Raw genomic sequence first — 19,739 nt, 5'->3', positions numbered from 1 at the left:
GAAGTCCATCGATGGCGCGGCTTGCCGAACAGCACCCGGTCGCCGGGCTTGACGTCGAGGGCGACCTGCTGCCCCTGCTCATTCCGCGCGCCAGGACCCGCGGCAACGATCTCGCCCTCCTGCGGCTTCTCCTTGGCGGTGTCGGGAATGATGATGCCGCCCTTGGTCTTCTCCTCGGCATCGATGCGGCGCACGAGCACGCGGTCGTGCAATGGACGGAAATGCATGCACATCCTCCTTTACAGATCAGCGATGTCATAAGCCTCGGGTCCCATCAGGCCCCCGAGCGAGCAACGACCTAGGAAAGCCGAACTTTTCGTTCAAGAGGGTCACGTAAATTTTTTGGCACTCTCGGGGAACGATTGCCAGTGCGGCTCTTGAACCGGGCCGGCTGCTTTCCCAGCTCTGTCGTCGCCAAAAGAACCTGATCGCGCTTGTTGGGGATCACGATGCAGCTTCCGCCTTCTCTTCGGGCCGTCCTGGCGCCTGCCATCCTGTTTTGCCTGATGACCGGGCCCACCCTGGCCCAAATTCCCGATCTCAAGCTCGGCCGGGTGCCGACGCTGGCGCCGCTGGTGAAGGAGGTGACGCCGGCCGTCGTCAACATCTCGGTCGAAGGCAAGGTCCGCCAGGACAACCCACTCTACCAGGACCCGCTGTTTCGCGAGTTCTTCGACGTCCCCAAGCAGGTCGAGAAGCAGATCAGCGCCACCGGCTCGGGCGTCATCGTCGATGCGCAGCGCGGCTACGTCATGACCGCCAATCACGTCGTCGAGCACGTCACGACAGCGCAGATCCGCACCAAGGACGGCCGCAAATTCGCCGCCCGCCTGGTCGGGCGCGATCCCGCCACCGATATCGCGCTGCTGCAGATCAGGGACCCCATCGACCTCAAGGTCATCTCGCTTGGCGACAGTGATGCGCTCGAGGTCGGCGACTTCGTGATCGCCGTCGGCAACCCGTTCGGCCTTGGCCAGACCGTCACCTCGGGTCTCGTGAGCGCGCTCGGGCGAACCGGCCTCGGCAAGCAGGGCTACGAGGACTTCATCCAGACCGACGCGGCGATCAATCCCGGAAATTCCGGCGGCGCGCTGATCAATCTGCGCGGCGAGCTGGTCGGCATCAACACGGCGATCATCTCGCCGGGCGGCGGCAATGTCGGCATCGGTTTCGCCGTGCCCATCAACATGGCGCGGCGGGTGATGGAGCAACTGGTCGCCAACGGGCGCGTCGACCGCGGGCGTATCGGCGTGACCCTGCTCGACCTGGACGCGCCGGCCGATGGCCGGATTCAGGGCGCGCGCGTCGCCGACGTCAGCGTGGGCTCGCCGGCCGAACGCGCGGGACTGCGCAAGGGCGACATCATCGTGAAAGCGAACGACATGCCGGTGCGCAGCGCCACGCAGGTTCGCAACCTGATCGGCCTCACACCGGTCGGGCAGCGCGTCCGTCTCGTGTTCGAGCGCGACCGCGCGCTCGGCAACGCGACGGTGGAGGTCGCGCCAGTCACCGAAGAACGTGCGCGCGCGAGAACCTCGGGCTGAGAATTCAACTTCTGTTCGCTATTAGCTGCGCATACCACGTGGAGTAAATTTTTACCGTGCATCAAGCATGCAGCGAGACGCCGATACCTCTCTAAACGCCTGTTAAGTGCCATCGCGCTTATTGCAACCCCGCGGAGGTATTGAAATGCGGGGTGATGGTTTGGCGTTCAGTTTGCCACGCTGGCGCGTGACGCGCTGGCTGGCCGACCCGGGATATCCGGTGTCATCAGATATCCGACTCGCATTGACGGGTGAGCTGTACGGCTGCTGGTCGGTTTTCGCCGGCGGCGCCATCAACACCGTGGCGGTCGCCGCGGCGCTTGCGCTGCGCACGCCGACCGCCCTCTTCATCACATGGTTCGTGATGGAAGTCGTAATCTGCCTGTCGCGGCTGATCGTGATGATCATTGCCTACCGCCGCGCGCGCGAGCGGCTAACGACGCCGACCGACATCCACATCCTGCTGTCGGTGGCCTGGAGCGCCAGCGTCGGCTTCGGCGTCGGCATCAGCCTGGCGTCGGGCGACTGGGTCGCCGCGTCACTCACCTGCATCTCGTCGGCTGCCATGGTGGGCGGCATCTGCTTTCGCAATTTCAGCGCGCCGCGCCTCGTCGGCACCATGATCCTGTTCAGCATCGGCCCGGTGATCCCGGGCGTCGCGACGTCGCATGAGCCGCTGTTGTTCGCGATGTATCTGCAGATGCCGGTCTACTTCCTCGCGATGACCGGCGCGGCGTTCCGGCTCAACAAGATGCTGGTGGCGGTCATGCAGTCCAAACGCGAGAGCGACGAGCGGGCGCGGCGCGATCCGCTCACGGGCCTGTCCAACCGCGCCGGCCTGATCGACGCGCTGCAGAGCAGGCTCACGGACCAGGCCGGCGGCGACCGGAGCTTCGCCGTCCTGTATCTCGATCTCGACGGCTTCAAGCCGGTCAACGACACCTTCGGTCACGCCGCAGGCGACGAGCTGCTGAAGATCGTCGCCAACACGCTACGGCGGACCGCCTCTCCGGACGACGTCATCGCCCGGATCGGCGGCGACGAATTCGTGGTGCTCGCCGGCGATCCGGCGATCGATCACGCACTGGCGCTCGGCGAGCGGATCATCGAGGTGATGGCCGCCCCGATGGTCATGCCGGGCGGTGCGCATGTCCAGATCGGCATCAGTATCGGCATCGCCGTCGCGCCCGAGCACGGCACCGATCCGGAAGCCCTGCTGTTCGCGGCGGACGCCGCGTTGTATGAAGCGAAATCGAGCGGGAAATCCTGCTGGCGGTTGGCCTCGGCCGAAGCCAACCTCGCAGCGCTGCGCAAAATCGCCGGCGGCGATCTCGCTGCGAAGTCGGTCGCCAGCGCAGCGTGAGTTCAGCCTCGTGCAAACAATCTGCGCCGTCGCAGTCGTAGCCCGGATGAGCGAAGCGACATCCGGGATCTCACGCGCTGCCGCGTTGCCCCCGGATGTCGCTTCGCTCATCCGGGCTACGGACTCATGCGAGGGCCAGCGGATCTAGCGCGGCATCTCCGCGAGCGCAGCGAGGATGCGGGCCCAGGAGCGGATGCCCTTGTGGTAGCTCTTGAGGTCGTACTTCTCATTCGGCGAATGGATGTTGTCGTCGTCGAGACCGAAGCCGACCAGCAGTGAATCGAGACCGAGCGTCTTCTTGAAGTCGGTCACGATCGGGATCGAGGCGCCCGAGCCCATCAGGATGGTCTCCTTGCCCCACTCCTCGGTCAGCGCCTGCTTGGCAGCCGCCAGCGGCTTCATGGTCCAGTCGAGCGCGATCGCGGCACCTGCCGAATGATCGCCGAACTCGACCGAGCAGTCGCCGGGGATGCGCGCCGACACGTAGTCGCGGAACGCCTTGCGGATCTTCAGCGGGTCCTGGCCCTCGACGAGCCGGAACGAGACCTTCGCATGGGCCAGCGACGGGATCACGGTCTTGGAGCCCTCACCGATATAGCCGCCCCAGATGCCGTTGATGTCACAGGTCGGCCGCGACGAGATCTGCTCGATCAGCAGACGATCCTTCTCGCCTGCGGGGATCGACAATCCGATCGGCTTGAGGAAGCTTTCGGGAGTGAGGTTCAGCTTCTTCCACTGCTCCAGAACCTCAGGCGGAACGTCCTTCACGCCGTCATAGAAGCCGGGAATGGTGATGCGGCCGTCGGCGTCGAACAGACCGCCGAGAATTTCCGTCAGCACCCGGATCGGATTGCGCGCGCCGCCGCCGAACACGCCCGAATGCAGGTCGCGATTGGCGGCCTTGATCTTCACCTCTTCATAGAGCAGACCGCGCAGTGAGGTCGTGATCGCCGGCGTGTTCGGGTCCCACATGCCGGTGTCGCAGACCAGCGCGAAGTCGGCCTTGAACTCGTCCTTGTTGGCTTCGAGGAACGGCACGAAGTTCTTCGAGCCGACCTCCTCCTCGCCTTCGATCACCACGGTGACGTCGAGCGGCAGCGCGCCCGTCACCTTCTTCCAGGCGCGGCAGGCCTCGACGAAGGTCATCAGTTGGCCCTTGTCGTCCTCGGCGCCGCGCGCGACGATGATCTTGCGGCCGTCGGCGTGATCGGCGACGACAGGCTCGAACGGCGGCCGGTGCCACAATTCGAGCGGATCGACCGGCTGCACGTCGTAATGACCATAGAACAGGACATGCGGCCTGGCGGCGCCATGGCCGTTGCTCTTGCCGACCACGGCGGGATGACCGGCGGTCGGCCGCACCTCGGTCGCAAAGCCGAGCGTCGCAAGATCCTTGGCGAGGTGGTTGGCCGCCACCTTGCAATCCTCCGTGAAGGCCGGATCGGCCGAGATCGACTTGATGCGGATCAGCGCAAACAGCCGTTCCAGGCTGTTGTCGAAATCAGCATCGATGTGGTCGAGAACGGATTGAAGCTGCGCATTGGCCATGGCCACGAGACCCCTTAAGCAATTGACGACGATCGGCCCGCTTGTAGCTCCGTTGCGCGGTCCGGGCCAGCCTCCCGCGGCGAGAGCATCGCGCCGAAGGAGAGCGCTGCCTGGATCATCGCCGCAGCAATCCCCCAAGCGCGCCGCGCACCAAAGAGCGGCCGATCGAACTGCCCAAGGAGCCGCCGACCTGCTTGCCGAGATCGGCCGCAATCCCGCCCACCACCTTGTCGGAGACCGAGCGGGCGACGTTGCGCGCAATCACCTGTGTCGTCGAGAGCTGGCCGCGCTTGACGTTGGTGCCGAAGATCGTCGCGGCGATGTCGCCGATCTTGCCGAGCACGCTGCCGGACGAGGCTTCCGTCGTCACGGCGGTTCCGCTGATCCGCTTCTGCAGCAGCTCATAGGCGGACTCGGCGTCGATCGCGGTGTCGTATTTGCCCTTGACCGGGCTCGCAGCGATGACCGCCTTGCGCTCCTCCGGCGTCACCGACCCGATCCGCGCCGACGGCGGCCGGATCAGGACGCGCTCCACCATCGCCGGCGTGCCGTTGCCCTCCAGGAACGAAACCAGCGCCTCGCCCTTGCCGAGCTCGGTGATCACCTTGGCGGTGTCCAGCTTGGGATTGGGGCGGAAGGTGTCCGCGGCGGCGGCCACCGCCTTCTGATCGCGCGGCGTGAAGGCGCGCAGCGCGTGCTGCACGCGATTGCCCAATTGCCCGAGCACCCGGTCCGGAACATCGAGCGGATTCTGCGTGACGAAATAGACGCCGACGCCCTTCGACCGGATCAGCCGCACCACCTGCTCGATCTTGTCCATCAGCGCCTTCGGCGCATCGTTGAACAAGAGGTGCGCCTCGTCGAAGAAGAAGACCAGCTTGGGCTTGGCGAGATCGCCGACCTCCGGCAGCTCCTCGAACAGCTCGGACAGCATCCACAGCAGGAACGTCGCGTAGAGTCGCGGGCTCTCCAGCAGCCTGTCGGCAACGAGGATGTTGATCATGCCGCGGCCGTCGCGGTCGGTCTTCATGAAGTCGGTGAGCATCAGCGCCGGCTCGCCGAAGAACTTCGTGCCGCCCTGGTTCTCGAGCACGAGCAACTGCCGCTGGATCGTGCCGACGGTGGCGCGCGTGACGTTGCCGAACGATTGCGCAGCCTTCCGGATCGGCGCCAGCGGATCGACGTCCGCATCAGCGCCTTTCTTGCCGGCCTCCGGAATGATGGCGTCGAGCAGCGCGCGCAGATCCTTCATGTCGATCAGGGCGAGGCCGTTCTCGTCGGCCACGCGGAACGCGACGTTGAGCACGCCCTCCTGGACATCGTTGAGGTCGAGCATCCGCGCGAGCAGCAGCGGCCCCATCTCGGTGACGGTGGCGCGCACCGGATGGCCCTGCTCGCCGAACACATCCCAAAATACCGTCGAGAACTGATCGGGCTGATAGGTGAGCCCGAGTTCGGTCGCGCGCTTGATGATGAAGTCCTTCGCTTCGCCGGTTTGCGAGATGCCCGAAAGGTCACCCTTGATGTCGGAGGCGAAGACCGGAACACCTGCACGAGCAAAACCTTCGGCCATCACCTGCAGCGAGACGGTCTTGCCGGTGCCGGTTGCGCCGGTGACCAGGCCGTGGCGATTGGCGAGCGCAAGCGTCAACCAGGCCGGCTGCTCACCGGCTCCCACGAAGATCTTGTCGTCGGTATCAGCCAGGGATTTTCCGGATGGTGCCATGATGATCCATCTTTCGAGAGTGATTGTTTCGCATCGCACGTGGAGCGGAGCATCTCGTCCAGTAACATAGTTGAGTTTCGCGAATGGGAACTAGGGTCAGGCTGCCTTACCTCTTCGCACGACACGCACTCTTCTTAACATTGGTGCTGCGGGATACGCAGGTTTGAGCCGTGGATTCAACATCTGGTCTTGCATCGCTGCAACAGTTCATCGTCGATCACGAATCGATTCGCGCACCGGGCCGGCTCCTCGCTTGTAATTCACGGATCGTCCGATCAAGATGAATTCAGCGAGAGGACGTTCGGTCTTGGGGGACCGGATGATACGGGGTTCACATGAACGAGTTGATTGAGCCGCTGGCCAGAACGGCCGGCATCGGTAGAGTCGTGGCTGAAATCATCGGCACCGAGCCCGACCTCCTCAGCGACAATGGACGGCAACGACGGGAGCAGCAGCGATCCGCCGGTGAACTTTTCAAATTCGGCCGCGACCAAACCGAAGCGGATCAGTTGGCACGATCGCGACAGGCACACCCGGCCTGAGCCGGTTGCCCAAAGCCCAACCGCCTGGGCCAGATCACCTGAAGCACCTTCGCGCGCGCCGAGCATCATGACATATCCGATCACCGAACTCGAAGGCATGACGGCCTTCTATGCTGCCAAGCTGAAAGCTTTGGGCATCCGCACCACCGACGCATTTCTCGAAGCCGCCCGGACCGTGAAAGGGCGCAAGGCGCTTGCCGCCACGACCGGCATCAGCGAGCAGCAACTGCTCGATTGGGCAAATTCCGCCGACTACATGCGCATTCCCGGCATGGGCAAGGCCAAGGTCTGCCTCGTCCGCGCGGCCGGCGTGCCCACCGTGCGCGAGCTGGCGCACCGCAACCCCGCCCGCCTGGCGCAGAACATCAAGGAAGTGAACACCCGGCGGAAGCTGGTTCGCATCCTGCCGTCGGAGAAGTCGGTCGGCCAGCTCATCGAAAAGGCGCGCCGGCTGGAGCCGAAGATCAGCTATTGACCAGCCTCTAGATTGACCGCGCTTGTACGGCGCGACACCTTGACTTGACGGTGGCAACCGCGCAAAGCGGCGCCCATGAGCGCCATTTCGCCGCACTCCGCCTCGGACCTCACGTCGAGCCACCCGCTGCTGCGGCCGTGGCTGGCGCGTCCATTCCCGGCGGTGATGGGCATCCTGAACGTCACGCCGGATTCGTTCTCGGACGGCGGCCGTTTCGATGCACCGGAGCGGGCGATCGCGCAGGCCGAGCGCATGATCGCGGCCGGCGCCGACATCATCGACATCGGCGCCGAGTCCACCCGGCCCTACAAGGGCGCGGTGCCGGTCACGGCCGAGGAGGAACTGGCGCGCCTGCAGCCGATCCTGCCCGCGATCGTCGCACTCGGCGTCCCCGTGTCGATCGACAGCATGAAATCTCAAGTTGTAGACTACGCGCTGAACCATGGTGCGGCGATCGCCAACGATGTGTGGGGTCTGCAGCGCGACCTCGCGATGGCCGCGATCGTCGCCGCGCATGGCGCGCCGGTCGTGGTGATGCACAACCGCGCTGCCGTCGATCCGGAGATCGACATCATCGAAGACATGCTGGGCTTCTTCGCGCGCTCGCTCGACATCGCCGCCAAGGCCGGCATCCCCATTGGTAACATCGTGCTCGATCCCGGCATCGGCTTCGGCAAGACGGCGCAGCAGAGCATGACCGCGCTGGCGCGGCTCGACGCATTCGCGCGCTTCGGGCTGCCGCTGCTGGTCGGCGCGTCGCGAAAACGTTTCATCAGCACCGTGGTCGCGTCGGAGCCGCAGGAGCGGCTCGGCGGCTCGATCGCGGCGCATTTGATTGCGGCTCGGCGCGGTGCTGCAATCATCCGGGCGCATGACGTCGCCGAGACGGTTCAGGCCGTGCGCGTGGCCGCGGCAATCGAGGCACTGGGATGACCGACACGATCTTCATCAAGGGCGTTCTCATCCACGCGCGTCATGGCGTGATGGAGCATGAGAGCGAGGTCGGCCAGCGCTTCGTCATCGATCTCGAGCTCTACACCGATCTGTCCGACTCCTCGCGCAGCGACCGCCTCGCCGACACCGTGTCCTATTCCGACGTGGTGGAGACCGCGACCGCGGCGTTCAAGGACGTCAACTACCGCCTGCTCGAGCGCGCGGCCGGCGCGGTGGCCGATGCGATCCTGTCGACCTTCGCCCGCATTCGCGCCGTGAAGGTCACGGTGCATAAGCCGCATGCGCCGATCGCCGCCATCTTCGAGGATGTCGGCGTCGTGCTGACGCGCTCGCGGCATCCATGACGGCAATGGCGAGCGCGCTGATTGCTCTCGGCGGCAATGTCGGCGACGTCAGGGCGACGTTCCGGCGCGCCATTCCGGAGATCTGTGCGCGCGCCTCGGCGGCGCTTGTCGCGCGGTCGTCCGACTACATCACTCCGCCATGGGGCGAGGAGCAGCAGCCGCCTTTCATCAATGCCTGCATCGAGATCGCGACCGCGATGCCCCCACGGCCGCTGCTCGGCATTCTGCACCAGGTCGAGCGCATGTTCGGCCGCAATCGCGCGCAGGAGACGCGGTGGGGTCCGCGGACGCTGGACCTCGATCTGATCGCCTATGACGATTTCGCGATCGACACGCCCGATCTCACGCTGCCACACCCCCGGCTGTTCGAACGCGGCTTCGTGCTGGTGCCGCTGGCCGAGATCGTGCCGGCGCGACGGATTGCCGGCCGCCGCGTCGATGAGGCCCTGCGCGCCGTTTCGCGCGACGGAATCCGGCCGCTGCCAGCCGAATAGCTGACGTCTCCGGCCAAACAACCGTTTGGCTTGGCCCCCCTGACGTGGCATTTTGCGCCACAACAATCGCGATAACAGACGCCCCGGGAGACGCGTGCCGACATGACGACCGAGACCGACGATCTGCGACTGGCTGCCGATTTTGCTCCGGCCAGCGAAGCGGACTGGCGCAAGCTGGTCGATGGCGTGCTGAAGGGCGCGGCTTTCGAGAAGCTGGTCGGCAAGACCTATGACGGGCTCCAGATCCAGCCGATCTATCCGCGCGCCAAGCATGCCGCGCCGGTCGCAGGCCGCTCAGCATCGGCGCCATGGCAGATCATGCAGCGCGTCGATCATCCCGATCCGGCCAAGGCCAATGCGCAGGCGCTGATCGACCTCGAGAACGGCGCGACCGGCTTGTCGCTGGTGTTCGCCGGCTCGAATGCCGCACACGGCTTCGGCCTCGCCGCCAGCGCCGACGCAGTGGCGCGCGCGCTCGACGGCGTGCATCTCGATGCTGCGATTGCAATCGAATTGCAGCTCGGTGAATCGGTCTCGCCCGCCTCGCTTCTCGCCGACTACGTCAAGCAGCGCGGCGTCGAGGCCGCTGGCTGCGACATCCGATTCGGCCTCGATCCGATCGGGGATGCTGCCAGTCGCGGCGCAAGCTCACATGACGCATCGATGCTCGGCGGCAACTCGGGCGCGCTGGTCAAGCAACTGCACGAGGCCGGCTTCAAAGGCCCGTTCTTCGCCGCGGACGGCCGGGTCGTGCACGACGCCGGCGGATCGGAGGCGCAGGAACTCGCTTTCGTGCTCGCCTCTGGTGTTACCTATCTGCGGGCGCTCGAAGCCGAAGGCATCGCGCTCGAGACCGCGCGCGGCATGATCTATGGCCGGCTCGCCGCCGACACCGATCAGTTTCTCACGCTGGCAAAATTCCGCAGCCTGCGGCGGCTGTGGGCGCGCATCGAGGAGGCGTGCGGGCTGACACCGAGGCCGCTCTTCATCTCAGGCGAGACGGCGTGGCGCATGCTCACCCGGCGCGATCCTTACGTGAACATGCTGCGCGCAACCATTGCGACGTTCGCGGCCGGATTGGGCGGCGCCAACGCCGTGACGGTGCTGCCGCACACGGCCGCACTCGGCCTGCCCGACGCCTTCGCGCGCCGTGTCGCCCGCAACACGCAATTGGTGCTGCTGGAGGAGAGCAATCTCGCCCGCGTCGCCGATCCCTCCGCCGGCGCCGGCGGCATCGAGGCGCTGACGAGCGAGTTGTGCGTTACCGCCTGGGCACTGTTCCAGGAGATCGAAAAGGCCGGTGGCGTCGTGGCTGCCTTGCGGGCTGGGCTGATCCAGTCCAAGGTCGCCGCGGTGAAGGCGGCGCGGAATGCCAACATCGCCAGGCGTCGCGACGTGCTGACCGGCGCCAGCGAGTTTCCAAATCTCAACGAGGCCGAGGTCGCGGTCGAAGCGGTTGCACCGCTGGCTCCGCAGGCGACAGCCAAGGCTGCGCTCACCTTCACGGCGCTCGCGCCCATCCGTCTCGCAGACGGGTTCGAGACGCTGCGTGATCGCTCCGACGCCCTGTTGAAGAGCCAGGGACAGCGCCCCTCGATCTTCCTCGCCAATCTCGGCACCGCCGCCGATTTCACCGCACGCGCGACTTTCGCCCGCAGCTTCTTCGAGGCCGGCGGCATCGCGGCGATCGATGGCGCGGGCGCTTCGGATCCGGCCGCGCTGGCTGCCGCCTTCCGCGCCTCCGGCGCCGCCATTGCCTGCCTCTGCTCGTCCGACAAGGTCTATGCCGACGCCGCGGTTCCGGCGGCCAAGGCCCTTCAGGCCGCGGGCGCGCGACATATCTATCTGGCAGGCCGCGGCAGCGAGCAGGAGGCCGCGCTGCGCGAGGCCGGAATCGGCAGCTTCGTGTCCGCCGGCGGCGACGCGCTGAAGACGCTCGAAGACGCCTATACGCATCTGGAGTGAGCATGACCGACGACACCAAGCCTCTCCTGACCGGCGGCTGCCAATGCGGTGCCGTCCGCTTCGCGTTCAAGACCACGCCGAACAAGGTCAGCATCTGTCATTGCCGGATGTGCCAGAAAGCCTCCGGCGCGCCGTTCGCCTCGTTCGCTGAGATCGACCGCGAGCACTTCGCCTGGACGCGCGGTCAGCCCGCCGCGTTCCGTTCATCCACGATCGCCGAGCGCTTCTTCTGTCCCGCCTGCGGCACGCCGCTCGGCTTCGGGCGTATTGATGGGCCGCGGATCGAGATCATGACCGGCAGCTTCGACCGGCCGGACCGGGTGGTGCCGACGCGACAATATGGCTCGGAGTCGCGACTTGGCTGGGTGGTCGCGATCGCCAATCTGCCGAGCCAGACGACACAACAGAACTATGGACCGGAGAAGATGGCGACCATCGTCAGCCATCAGCATCCGGACCACGATTGAGACGAGGACGCCGGGCCATGAGCCGCATTCCCGATTTCACCGCGATCGCGTTCGCGCCCACGGCCACGCCGGCTCCCGCAGGCCCAGCCGAGCCGTGGCTCACGCCCGAAGGCATTCCGGTGAAGCCGGCCTATGGCGAGGCCGATCTCGCCGGCATCGACTTCCTCGACACCTGGCCGGGCATCGCGCCGTTTATGCGCGGTCCGTACCCGACCATGTATGTCAACCAGCCCTGGACGGTCCGGCAATATGCCGGCTTCTCCACGGCGGAGGATTCCAACGCGTTCTACCGCCGCAACCTCGCCGCGGGCCAGAAGGGCCTGTCGGTCGCATTCGATCTCGCCACCCATCGCGGCTATGATTCCGACCATCCGCGCGTCGGCGGCGATGTCGGCATGGCCGGCGTCGCGATCGACTCGATCTACGACATGCGAACCTTGTTCGCCGGCATTCCGCTCGACCAGATGAGCGTGTCGATGACCATGAACGGCGCCGTGCTGCCGATCCTCGCGCTGTTCGTCGTCGCCGCCGAGGAGCAAGGCGTGCCGCCGGAGAAATTGTCGGGCACCATTCAGAACGACATTCTGAAAGAGTTCATGGTGCGCAACACCTACATCTATCCGCCGTCTCCCTCGATGCGGATCATCTCCGACATCTTTGCCTTCACCTCGCAGAAGATGCCGAAGTTCAACTCGATCTCGATCTCCGGCTACCACATGCAGGAGGCCGGCGCGACGCAGGATCTCGAGCTCGCCTACACGCTCGCCGACGGCGTCGAATATCTGCGCGCCGGCATCGCCGCGGGTCTCGACGTCGACCGCTTCGCACCACGGCTGTCGTTCTTCTGGGCGATCGGCATGAACTTCTTCATGGAGGTCGCCAAGCTGCGCGCCGCGCGGCTGTTGTGGGCGAAGCTGCTGAAGCCGTTCAACCCGAAGGATCCGCGCTCGCTGTCCCTGCGCACCCACAGCCAGACCTCGGGTTGGTCGCTGACCGCGCAAGACGTCTACAACAACGTCGTGCGCACCGCCGTCGAGGCGATGGCGGCGACCCAGGGCCATACGCAGTCGTTGCACACCAACGCGCTCGACGAAGCGCTGGCGCTGCCGACCGACTTCTCCGCCCGCATCGCCCGGAACACGCAATTGTTCCTGCAGCAGGAGAGCGGCACCACGCGCATCATCGATCCCTGGGGCGGCTCGTACTATGTCGAGCGCTTGACCCGCGACCTCGCCGCAAAGGCCTGGGGCCACATCCAGGAGATCGAGGAGCTCGGCGGCATGGCGAAGGCGATCGAGGCCGGCGTGCCGAAGCTGCGCATCGAGGAGGCCTCGGCCAAGACGCAGGCCCGCATCGACACCGGCAGGCAGTCGGTGATCGGCGTCAACAAGTACAAGCCGACCGACGAGCCGCCGCTCGACGTGCTCAAGGTCGACAATTCCACCGTGCGCCGACTGCAGATCGACAAGCTGTCCAGGCTCAAATCCGAGCGCAGGCAGGCCGAGGTCGATGCGGCGCTGGCGGCGCTCACGCGCTCGGCCGGTGACGGCAACGGCAACCTGCTGGCGCTCGCAATCGACGCGGCGCGCGCCAAGGCCACCGTCGGCGAGATCTCCGACGCGATGGAAAAAGTGTTCGGCCGCCATCGCGCCGAGATCAAGTCCATCACCGGCGTCTACAAGCGGGAGATTGCCGCCATGTCCGGCAAAGCCGAGAAGCTGCAGGCGCTGATCGAGGCGTTCGAGGAGGCCGAGGGCCGCCGTCCCCGCATCCTGGTCGCCAAGATCGGACAGGACGGCCACGACCGCGGCCAGAAGGTGATCGCGTCGGCCTTCGCCGACATCGGCTTCGACGTCGACATCGGGCCGCTGTTCGCCACCGCCGACGAGGCGGCGCGGCAGGCGGTCGAGAACGACGTGCACATTCTCGGCGTCTCGTCGCTGGCGGCCGCGCATCTCACCGCAGTGCCGGAGTTGAAGGCCGCGCTCAAGAAGCAGGGCCGCGAGGACATCATGATCATCGTCGGCGGCGTCGTGCCGCCGCAGGATTACGATGCGCTGTACAAGTCCGGCGCCGAGGCGATCTTCCCGCCGGGCACCGTCATCGCCGACGCCGCCGAGGAGCTGATCCACAAGCTCAACGCGCGGCTGGGCCACAGCGAGGCGGCGGAGTAGTCCGACTGCGTCACACCCCACCGTCATTCCGGGGCAAGGCCAAAGGCCTTGAACCCGGAATCTCGACCTTGTCTTGCGTCCATTCCTGAGAGCGTCGAGCTATTGACGCGCTGTAATCAATCGCCGCGCGTTCGATCTGGGCACGATCGAACCTTTGCGGTACGTGCGCGCACAGACAACCAAACCCGGATCACAAGTCTCATGTATTCTGCCAAACTGCTTGTCGCCGCCCTGTTCGGCCTGCTCACCCTCTCGCCGGCGATCGCCGCCGAAGCCAAGCCCGATGCGTCGATCAAGACCAAGGCCGCCGAGGCCAGCGTCACGCTGAGTGCCGACATCAAGGCCGATCCGGCGCTCGCCGCGAATTGCCTCGCCGAAGGCCGCAAGTGGATGGACAAGCAGGCCGCGGACGCCGCCAAGGACTACAAGGCGGACAAGGAACTGTTCCGCGACGGCCCTTACACCTATGGCCGCGACTATTCGGTGCGTTCGATCGTCGCCGATCGCTATGTCAGCGTGCTGCGCAACGACTACATGGACACGCATGGCGCCCATCCCAACCGGACGGTCGACACCATCCTCTGGGACAAGGCCGCCGCCAAGCGCATCTCGATCCGCCCGTTCTTCAACGAGACCGCCGACAACGGTCCGACCATGACCGCGATCAGCAAGGCGATCATCGCCTCGCTGCGGGCAGAGAAGAAGGCGCGCGACGCCGGCGACACTGACGAGTGGTGGCTGAAGAGCGTCGAGCCGAAGCTGCTCGGCATTGGCGCCGTCACGCTCGCGCCCTCGACGCTGGCCGGCAAGAGCTCGGGCCTCACCTTCCACTATCCGCCCTACGCCGTCGGCGCCTACGCGGAGGGCGATTATGTCGCCTTCGTGCCCTGGGAAACGCTGAAGCCCTATCTCAGCGTGGAGGGGCAGGCGATCTTCGGCGGCGCGAGGCCGAAGGGGGATGCGGAGGAGAACTAGCTGGCCGGGCCGCTCGCATCCGCTATAACGGGCGCATGTCCTCTCGTTCTCCTTCGCCAAATACCACGGCCTTGGCCGACGATATCAGCGCCGGCAGCCGCGCGGCGCTGGCGCGTGCGATCACCTTGGTCGAGAGCCGCCGCGCCGACCACCAGGCCGCCGCGCGGGAGCTGGTGCAGGCGCTGCTGCCACGGACGGGGCACGCGATCCGGGTCGGCATCACCGGCTCGCCCGGCGTCGGCAAGTCCACCACGATCGATGCGCTCGGCATGTATCTGATCGAACAGGGCCACAAGGTCGCGGTGCTCGCGGTCGACCCCTCGTCGGCGCGGACCGGCGGTTCGATCCTGGGCGACAAGACGCGGATGGCGCGATTGTCGCATCACGAGCACGCCTTCATCCGCCCCTCGCCATCGTCGGGCACGCTCGGCGGCGTCGCCGCCAAGACGCGCGAGGCGATGCTGCTGTGCGAGGCTGCGGGCTTCGACGTGATCCTGGTCGAGACGGTCGGCATCGGCCAGTCCGAAACCACGGTCTGCGACATGACCGATTTCTTCCTCGCCCTGATGCTGCCCGGCGGCGGCGACGAGCTGCAGGGCATCAAGAAGGGCCTGATCGAGCTCGCCGACATGATCGCGATCAACAAGGCCGATGGCGACAACGTCAAGCGCGCCAACATCACCGCCGCCGACTATCGCGGCGCATTGCATCTGCTCAGCCCCCGCTCCGAGCACTGGCATCCGCCGGTCGTGACCTATTCGGCGATGGCCGGGACGGGCATTGCCGAGCTGTGGCAGAAGGTCCTCGACCATCGCAAGGCGATGATCGCCTCCGGAGAATTCGCCGCCCGTCGCCGCGACCAGCAGGTGAAATGGATGTGGACCATGCTGGAGCAGCGCCTGATGGCGCGGCTGCGCACCGATCCGTCCGTCCGCGCGAAAGTGAAGAAGCTGGAGACCGACGTCGCCGAGGGCCGCGTCGCGCCGGCGCTCGCCGCCGAGCAGCTCGCGGAGATGCTGACATGAGCGAGCGGCCGCGCATCCTGATCACCGGATTCGGCCCGTTTCCCGGCGCGCCGTCCAATCCGACCATGCCGCTGGTGAAGCGGCTGTCGGAGCTGCGGCGGCCGGCGCTGGATGACGTCGCCATCAGCAGCCACATTTTTCACGTGACCTATGCGACCGTGGATCGCGAGCTGCCCGCCCTGATCGCCGAGCGGCGCCCGCATGCGCTCCTGATGTTCGGCCTCGCCGGGCGAACATCATACCTGCGCATCGAGACCCGCGCGCGCAATGCGATCACCACGACCTTCCCCGATGCCGATCGCCACGTCGCGCGCAAGGGCGTGATCGCGCCGGGCGCACATCCGGCGACGTTCGGTCCGCACATGGCGCGGCTGCTGCGCGCGGCGCGCGCCACCGGCATCGATGCCCGGGCCTCGCGCGATGCCGGCAGCTATCTCTGCAACTATCTGAGCTGGCGCGCGATCGAGGCGACCAAGGCCGCCGAAGGGCCGCGGGTCGCCGCCTTCATCCACATTCCTCCCTTGCCGCGTGCCGGCTCGGCGTTGCCGCACGGCAGTTCGCGCGTCACGCTGGAGGGGCTGGTCGATGCCGGCGAAGCCATGCTGATGGAGCTGGTCAAGCTCGTGCGACAGGCGACCTGTCGCACGAGCTGACGTCGATAGTGGTATGACCGTATGACCGCTGACCGTCAGCACTGTGTCAGATGCTCCAACGGCGCCGACCGCCAAATCCCCCGCCGATCAGGCGCAGCAGGAGCAGCAGGACCACGGCGCCGATGAAGGCGTTGATGATCGCGGCGACCAGTCCGACGCCCAGATGGATGCCGAGCTGCGGCAACAGCCAGTTGCCGATGAAGGCGCCGACGAGACCGACGACCAGGTCGCCGATCAGGCCGAAACCGCCGCCCTCCATGACGCGGCCCGCGAGCCACCCGGCGACGATGCCGACGAACAGAATAACCAGTAGACTCTCATTTGACAGATGCATGACCCTCTCCTCGCCGATCCATTGCGGGAACAATGTCCCCGAGTCCCATTGGTTCCCTCGGGAGAGGCTCACCGGTTCGACGGGCAACCCACCGCCGGCGGCGATCTGACGTGAAGATTTAACCCTACCGCCAACAATCCCGGGCGCAGGCGCTCATCCTCAGCATCAGCTTTGAGGCTTTCAGCTTAAGTCGTGGCCGCACATCATCTTTTGCGTGAGACGCTGACCATGGATGTCAATCGCCGCCGCATTCTGGCTGGATCGGCTGCCGGCGCCGCCGGGGCATTGGCCCTGCCGGCGGATGCCGCACAGGCCGCCCCCTTGATCTCCGCGCTCGGGCGCGACGCCACACAGTATGGCGTCAAGCCCAACAGTCCCGACGACCAGACTCGCGCGCTGCAGCGTGCGATCGACGAGGCCGCCCGCGCGCAGGCGCCGCTGGCGCTGCCGCCAGGCACCTACAGGACCTCGATGCTGCGCCTCGCCAGGGGCAGCCACTTGGTCGGCGTCCGCGGCGCCGCCAAGCTCGTGTTCACCGGTGGCGGCCCGTCGATGCTGTCAGCAGAAGGCGCTGACGGCCTCGGCGTCAGCGGCATCGCGCTCGACGGCGGCGGCATCGCCCTGCCCCAGCGCCGCGGCCTGCTCCATGTCGCCGCTAGCCGCGACGCCCGTATCTCCGATTGCGAGATCACCCGCTCCGGCGGCAGCGGCATCTGGCTCGAGCAGGTCTCGGGCGACGTCAGCGGCAACGTGATCACCGACATCGCGGTCACCGCCATCGTGTCGTTCGACGCGCTCGGCCTGATCGTGTCGCGCAACACCATCAACGGCACCCGCGACAACGGCATCGAGATCCTGCGCACCGCGATCGGCGACGACGGCACGATGGTGCTCGACAACAGGATCGAGGACATCAAGGCCGGTCCCGGCGGCTCCGGCCAGTACGGCAACGCCATCAACGCCTTTCGCGCCGGGAACGTCATCATCAGCGGCAACCGCATCAGGAACTGCGACTACTCGGCAGTGCGCGGCAACTCCGCCTCGAACATCCAGATCGTCGGCAACAGCGTCAGCGACGTGCGCGAGGTCGCGCTCTACTCGGAGTTCGCATTCGAGGGCGCCGTCATCTCAGGCAATACGGTGGATGGTGCCGCCTTCGGCGTCTCCGTCTGCAACTTCAACGAAGGCGGCCGCATCGCGGTGGTCCAGGGCAACATCATCCGCAATCTGATCCCGAAGCGGCCGATCGGCACAGCACCTGACGACGATGCCGGCATCGGGATCTATGTCGAGGCGGACTCCTCGGTGACCGGCAACGTGGTCGAGAATGCCCCGTCCTACGGCATCGTCGCCGGTTGGGGCCGATATCTCAGGGACGTGGTGATCTCCGGCAACGTCATTCGCAATGCGCTGGCGGGCGTCGGCGTGTCCGTCGTTCCGGGCGCGGGCACGGCGCTTGTGAGCAACAACATGATCTCGGGCACGCCCCGTGGCGCCGTGATCGGGCTCGATCACATCAAGCCGGTGACATCGGACCTGACGCGCGACGGGACGCAAGGCTATGCGCAGATCGTGGTCAGCGGCAACGCGGTGCGACGAAGCTGAGCCGCCGCTTCAAATCGGCCGAGCGCTCGGCCTCACTTGTGTGATCGCGACGCCGGTGATCGCCAGCAGCCCGCCCGCAATCAGCTTCGGTGTCATCCGTTCGTCCAGGAACAATACGCTCGAGATCAAGGCGAACACCGGAAGCAGCAGGCTGAACGGTGCGACGCGGCTCATGGAGTAGCGGGCGATCAACCAGAACCAGACGCCAAACCCGACAATTCCGCCGATGAAGACCGTGTAGGCGAGCGCCAGCCATCCGCGTTCATCCGCCGCGGCAAGGCTCGCCACCTGGCCATATTCGAGGAACGACGACATGACCATGACTTGCGGCACGGTGAGCAGCGACGACCATCCCATCAGCATCAGCGGTTCAAAAGGGCCGTAGCGCTTGGTCAGGACGTTGGACACCGCGAATGCGAAGGCTGCGCCAACCACCAGCAGCAGCGGGAGCACGTTTGCCGTCAGACCCGGCTCGGCCGCCAGCACGACCACGCCGGCGAATGCAAGCCCTACTCCAGCGCATGTGGAGAGGGACGGCTTCTCCGCCAGCAGCGGCCACGCCAACAGGACGGTGAAGGGCGTGGCGAGTTGATAGGCGACGGCAGACATGCTTCCCGAGCCGAGCCCAAGACCAACATAGAACAGCCCGAAGTTCAGGCCGCCCAGGAAAACGGAAATGACTGCGATGTGACCGAGCTGTTGACGCGTCGGCCTTTTGACGAACGGAACGAGCAGCAGCGCGATGGCCAGAAATCGAAGCGCGAGAAAGAATAGCGGCGGAAACTCCGTCACCCCCACTTTGATGACGACGAACTGATAACCCCACAGCAAGGGAACGGCCACCGAGCAGAGAATCTGGACGATGGTCATGGCATTCTCCATTTAATGGACTGATCAGTCCAGATATAGGCAGCTCAACAACAAGGCGCTCAACGGTCTCTATCGAATGACGCGGTCGAGAAGCGCGTCAACGGTGGCTTGCGATGTGATGGGCGCCGGCCCCGTCTTTCCGACCACGCGCAGCCCCTCAACGAAACAGACGAGAATTCGCGCGGCACTCGAAGGTTCGACACCCTCGGCCAGTTTGCCCGCCATCTTCGCGCGGGACAGTGCACCAGCCACCCGGATCTCCATGGCCTTGAAGAAACTCGCGATGCGCCGACCAACTTCGGTGTCCTGACCAGCAAGCTCCATGGCTGTCGCCACCAGCAGGCAGCCGCGCCGACCCTTGGCCCCGCAGGTGCGGTCGACGTAGCCGGCAAGATAGGCCCGCAGGCCGTCGACCGGCTCCCTGCTTGGGTCGAGCTCGGTATCCATCCGGGCCAGGGCATCGGCGATGTAACGGTCAAGCGCGAGCAGGAACAGCGAGTGTTTGTCACCGAACGCGGCGTAGAGGCTGCCACGCGAGAGCTTCGTCGCCTGAAGAAGATCAGGCAGCGCCGTCGCGTGATAGCCACGCGACCAAAACACACCCATTGCCCGCTCGACAGCGGCGTCCATGTCGAAACTTCGCGGGCGCCCACGCGGCAACTGCATCGGAGTCTGGCGGCT

19 protein-coding genes and 1 pseudogene are annotated in these 19,739 nt (G+C 66.0%); 13 read left to right on the top strand and 7 right to left on the bottom strand.

The genetic code is table 11. From position 1 onward, the window contains the following. Nucleotides 1–20: 20 nt before the first annotated feature. A pseudogene (locus QX126_RS27730) lies at nucleotides 21–227 on the bottom strand (co-chaperone GroES); the annotation flags it as partial. Between the two features lie 222 nt (nucleotides 228–449). Here QX126_RS27730 and QX126_RS27725 point away from each other — a divergent pair. After that, nucleotides 450–1,544 carry a trypsin-like peptidase domain-containing protein gene (locus tag QX126_RS27725; RefSeq protein WP_315785112.1) on the top strand — a complete coding sequence of 365 codons (1,095 nt, stop codon included), beginning with the start codon at nucleotides 450–452 and terminating at the stop codon, nucleotides 1,542–1,544. 145 nt (nucleotides 1,545–1,689) lie between these two features. After that, nucleotides 1,690–2,907, top strand: coding sequence for a GGDEF domain-containing protein (locus tag QX126_RS27720; protein WP_315739873.1), 1,218 nt, complete (start codon nucleotides 1,690–1,692; stop codon nucleotides 2,905–2,907). Nucleotides 2,908–3,051: 144 nt separating this feature from the next. Here the strand turns inward: QX126_RS27720 and QX126_RS27715 are convergent, their stop codons facing one another. From QX126_RS27715 to QX126_RS27705, 3 genes are all read right to left on the bottom strand, one after another. Then, nucleotides 3,052–4,455 carry a M20/M25/M40 family metallo-hydrolase gene (locus QX126_RS27715; protein WP_315785109.1) on the bottom strand — a complete coding sequence of 468 codons (1,404 nt, stop codon included), beginning with the start codon at nucleotides 4,453–4,455 and terminating at the stop codon, nucleotides 3,052–3,054. A gap of 115 nt (nucleotides 4,456–4,570) precedes the next feature. Beyond that, nucleotides 4,571–6,181 carry a helicase HerA-like domain-containing protein gene (locus QX126_RS27710; RefSeq protein WP_315785106.1) on the bottom strand — a complete coding sequence of 537 codons (1,611 nt, stop codon included), beginning with the start codon at nucleotides 6,179–6,181 and terminating at the stop codon, nucleotides 4,571–4,573. A gap of 275 nt (nucleotides 6,182–6,456) precedes the next feature. Further along, complete coding sequence (locus QX126_RS27705; RefSeq protein ID WP_315739876.1) at nucleotides 6,457–6,792, bottom strand: hypothetical protein; 336 nt, start codon at nucleotides 6,790–6,792, stop codon at nucleotides 6,457–6,459. Here QX126_RS27705 and QX126_RS27700 point away from each other — a divergent pair. The 10 genes from QX126_RS27700 to QX126_RS27655 all read left to right on the top strand — a co-directional run bounded on the left by QX126_RS27700 (nucleotide 6,791) and on the right by QX126_RS27655 (nucleotide 16,249). Further along, a complete protein-coding gene (locus QX126_RS27700; RefSeq protein ID WP_315739877.1) occupies nucleotides 6,791–7,198 on the top strand; it encodes a DUF4332 domain-containing protein in 408 nt (135 codons plus the stop codon). The two genes, QX126_RS27705 and QX126_RS27700, sit on opposite strands and share 2 nt — an antisense overlap. A 75-nt stretch (nucleotides 7,199–7,273) precedes the next feature. After that, complete coding sequence (folP, locus tag QX126_RS27695; RefSeq protein WP_315785103.1) at nucleotides 7,274–8,131, top strand: dihydropteroate synthase; 858 nt, start codon at nucleotides 7,274–7,276, stop codon at nucleotides 8,129–8,131. Continuing rightward, nucleotides 8,128–8,496: a dihydroneopterin aldolase gene (gene folB / locus QX126_RS27690; RefSeq protein ID WP_009028138.1), complete on the top strand. Its 369-nt coding sequence runs from the start codon at nucleotides 8,128–8,130 to the stop codon at nucleotides 8,494–8,496. Before folP ends, folB begins: the two co-directional genes overlap by 4 nt. A 5-nt stretch (nucleotides 8,497–8,501) precedes the next feature. Beyond that, complete coding sequence (folK, locus tag QX126_RS27685) at nucleotides 8,502–8,990, top strand: 2-amino-4-hydroxy-6-hydroxymethyldihydropteridine diphosphokinase (RefSeq protein WP_315785244.1); 489 nt, start codon at nucleotides 8,502–8,504, stop codon at nucleotides 8,988–8,990. A gap of 102 nt (nucleotides 8,991–9,092) precedes the next feature. After that, complete coding sequence (locus tag QX126_RS27680) at nucleotides 9,093–10,955, top strand: methylmalonyl-CoA mutase subunit beta (protein ID WP_315785100.1); 1,863 nt, start codon at nucleotides 9,093–9,095, stop codon at nucleotides 10,953–10,955. A gap of 2 nt (nucleotides 10,956–10,957) precedes the next feature. Beyond that, complete coding sequence (locus QX126_RS27675) at nucleotides 10,958–11,422, top strand: GFA family protein (protein ID WP_315716096.1); 465 nt, start codon at nucleotides 10,958–10,960, stop codon at nucleotides 11,420–11,422. A 17-nt stretch (nucleotides 11,423–11,439) separates the two neighbouring features. Beyond that, nucleotides 11,440–13,596, top strand: a complete 2,157-nt coding sequence (scpA, locus tag QX126_RS27670) for a methylmalonyl-CoA mutase (protein WP_315785096.1) — start codon at nucleotides 11,440–11,442, stop codon at nucleotides 13,594–13,596. A gap of 201 nt (nucleotides 13,597–13,797) precedes the next feature. Beyond that, a complete protein-coding gene (locus QX126_RS27665; protein WP_315785093.1) occupies nucleotides 13,798–14,571 on the top strand; it encodes an RsiV family protein in 774 nt (257 codons plus the stop codon). A 35-nt stretch (nucleotides 14,572–14,606) separates the two neighbouring features. Continuing rightward, nucleotides 14,607–15,596, top strand: a complete 990-nt coding sequence (gene meaB, locus QX126_RS27660; RefSeq protein ID WP_315785090.1) for a methylmalonyl Co-A mutase-associated GTPase MeaB — start codon at nucleotides 14,607–14,609, stop codon at nucleotides 15,594–15,596. Then, on the top strand, nucleotides 15,593–16,249 hold the full coding sequence (locus tag QX126_RS27655; protein WP_315785088.1) for a pyroglutamyl-peptidase I: 657 nt from the start codon (nucleotides 15,593–15,595) through the stop codon (nucleotides 16,247–16,249). Before meaB ends, QX126_RS27655 begins: the two co-directional genes overlap by 4 nt. A 46-nt stretch (nucleotides 16,250–16,295) precedes the next feature. Here the strand turns inward: QX126_RS27655 and QX126_RS27650 are convergent, their stop codons facing one another. Then, entirely contained in the window at nucleotides 16,296–16,583 is a 288-nt protein-coding gene (locus tag QX126_RS27650; RefSeq protein WP_315739884.1) for a GlsB/YeaQ/YmgE family stress response membrane protein, read from the bottom strand. A 228-nt stretch (nucleotides 16,584–16,811) separates the two neighbouring features. Here QX126_RS27650 and QX126_RS27645 point away from each other — a divergent pair, with 228 nt between their 5' ends. Further along, nucleotides 16,812–18,188 (top strand): TIGR03808 family TAT-translocated repetitive protein, encoded by a 1,377-nt coding sequence (locus tag QX126_RS27645; protein ID WP_315785085.1) that lies wholly within the window; start codon nucleotides 16,812–16,814, stop codon nucleotides 18,186–18,188. A gap of 9 nt (nucleotides 18,189–18,197) precedes the next feature. Here the strand turns inward: QX126_RS27645 and QX126_RS27640 are convergent, their stop codons facing one another. After that, nucleotides 18,198–19,058 carry a DMT family transporter gene (locus QX126_RS27640; RefSeq protein WP_315777538.1) on the bottom strand — a complete coding sequence of 287 codons (861 nt, stop codon included), beginning with the start codon at nucleotides 19,056–19,058 and terminating at the stop codon, nucleotides 18,198–18,200. Between the two features lie 69 nt (nucleotides 19,059–19,127). Next, a complete protein-coding gene (locus QX126_RS27635; protein WP_315777642.1) occupies nucleotides 19,128–19,724 on the bottom strand; it encodes a TetR/AcrR family transcriptional regulator in 597 nt (198 codons plus the stop codon). Nucleotides 19,725–19,739 lie beyond the last annotated feature (15 nt).

Origin of the sequence: Bradyrhizobium sp. SZCCHNPS1003, from assembly GCF_032381555.1 — a bacterium.
Taxonomy (GTDB): Bacteria; Pseudomonadota; Alphaproteobacteria; order Rhizobiales; family Xanthobacteraceae; genus Bradyrhizobium.
Note: the sequence above shows the minus strand (reverse complement) of the source record. Positions and strands in the feature narration are given on the sequence as shown.

Bases quoted from the DNA above. Each gene is read 5' to 3' on its own strand.
- scpA (WP_315785096.1), top strand. From the start codon at position 11,440: ATGAGCCGCATTCCCGATTTCACCGCGATCGCGTTCGCGCCCACGGCC.
- folB (WP_009028138.1), top strand. From the start codon at position 8,128: ATGACCGACACGATCTTCATCAAGGGCGTTCTCATCCACGCGCGTCAT.
- QX126_RS27640 (WP_315777538.1), bottom strand. From the start codon at position 19,058: ATGACCATCGTCCAGATTCTCTGCTCGGTGGCCGTTCCCTTGCTGTGG.
- QX126_RS27725 (WP_315785112.1), top strand. From the start codon at position 450: ATGCAGCTTCCGCCTTCTCTTCGGGCCGTCCTGGCGCCTGCCATCCTG.
- QX126_RS27715 (WP_315785109.1), bottom strand. From the start codon at position 4,455: ATGGCCAATGCGCAGCTTCAATCCGTTCTCGACCACATCGATGCTGAT.
- QX126_RS27720 (WP_315739873.1), top strand. From the start codon at position 1,690: ATGCGGGGTGATGGTTTGGCGTTCAGTTTGCCACGCTGGCGCGTGACG.
- QX126_RS27680 (WP_315785100.1), top strand. From the start codon at position 9,093: ATGACGACCGAGACCGACGATCTGCGACTGGCTGCCGATTTTGCTCCG.
- folK (WP_315785244.1), top strand. From the start codon at position 8,502: ATGGCGAGCGCGCTGATTGCTCTCGGCGGCAATGTCGGCGACGTCAGG.
- meaB (WP_315785090.1), top strand. From the start codon at position 14,607: ATGTCCTCTCGTTCTCCTTCGCCAAATACCACGGCCTTGGCCGACGAT.
- QX126_RS27700 (WP_315739877.1), top strand. From the start codon at position 6,791: ATGACATATCCGATCACCGAACTCGAAGGCATGACGGCCTTCTATGCT.
- QX126_RS27675 (WP_315716096.1), top strand. From the start codon at position 10,958: ATGACCGACGACACCAAGCCTCTCCTGACCGGCGGCTGCCAATGCGGT.
- QX126_RS27645 (WP_315785085.1), top strand. From the start codon at position 16,812: ATGGATGTCAATCGCCGCCGCATTCTGGCTGGATCGGCTGCCGGCGCC.
- QX126_RS27710 (WP_315785106.1), bottom strand. From the start codon at position 6,181: ATGGCACCATCCGGAAAATCCCTGGCTGATACCGACGACAAGATCTTC.
- QX126_RS27705 (WP_315739876.1), bottom strand. From the start codon at position 6,792: ATGATGCTCGGCGCGCGCGAAGGTGCTTCAGGTGATCTGGCCCAGGCG.
- QX126_RS27665 (WP_315785093.1), top strand. From the start codon at position 13,798: ATGTATTCTGCCAAACTGCTTGTCGCCGCCCTGTTCGGCCTGCTCACC.
- QX126_RS27635 (WP_315777642.1), bottom strand. From the start codon at position 19,724: ATGCAGTTGCCGCGTGGGCGCCCGCGAAGTTTCGACATGGACGCCGCT.
- QX126_RS27650 (WP_315739884.1), bottom strand. From the start codon at position 16,583: ATGCATCTGTCAAATGAGAGTCTACTGGTTATTCTGTTCGTCGGCATC.
- folP (WP_315785103.1), top strand. From the start codon at position 7,274: ATGAGCGCCATTTCGCCGCACTCCGCCTCGGACCTCACGTCGAGCCAC.
- QX126_RS27655 (WP_315785088.1), top strand. From the start codon at position 15,593: ATGAGCGAGCGGCCGCGCATCCTGATCACCGGATTCGGCCCGTTTCCC.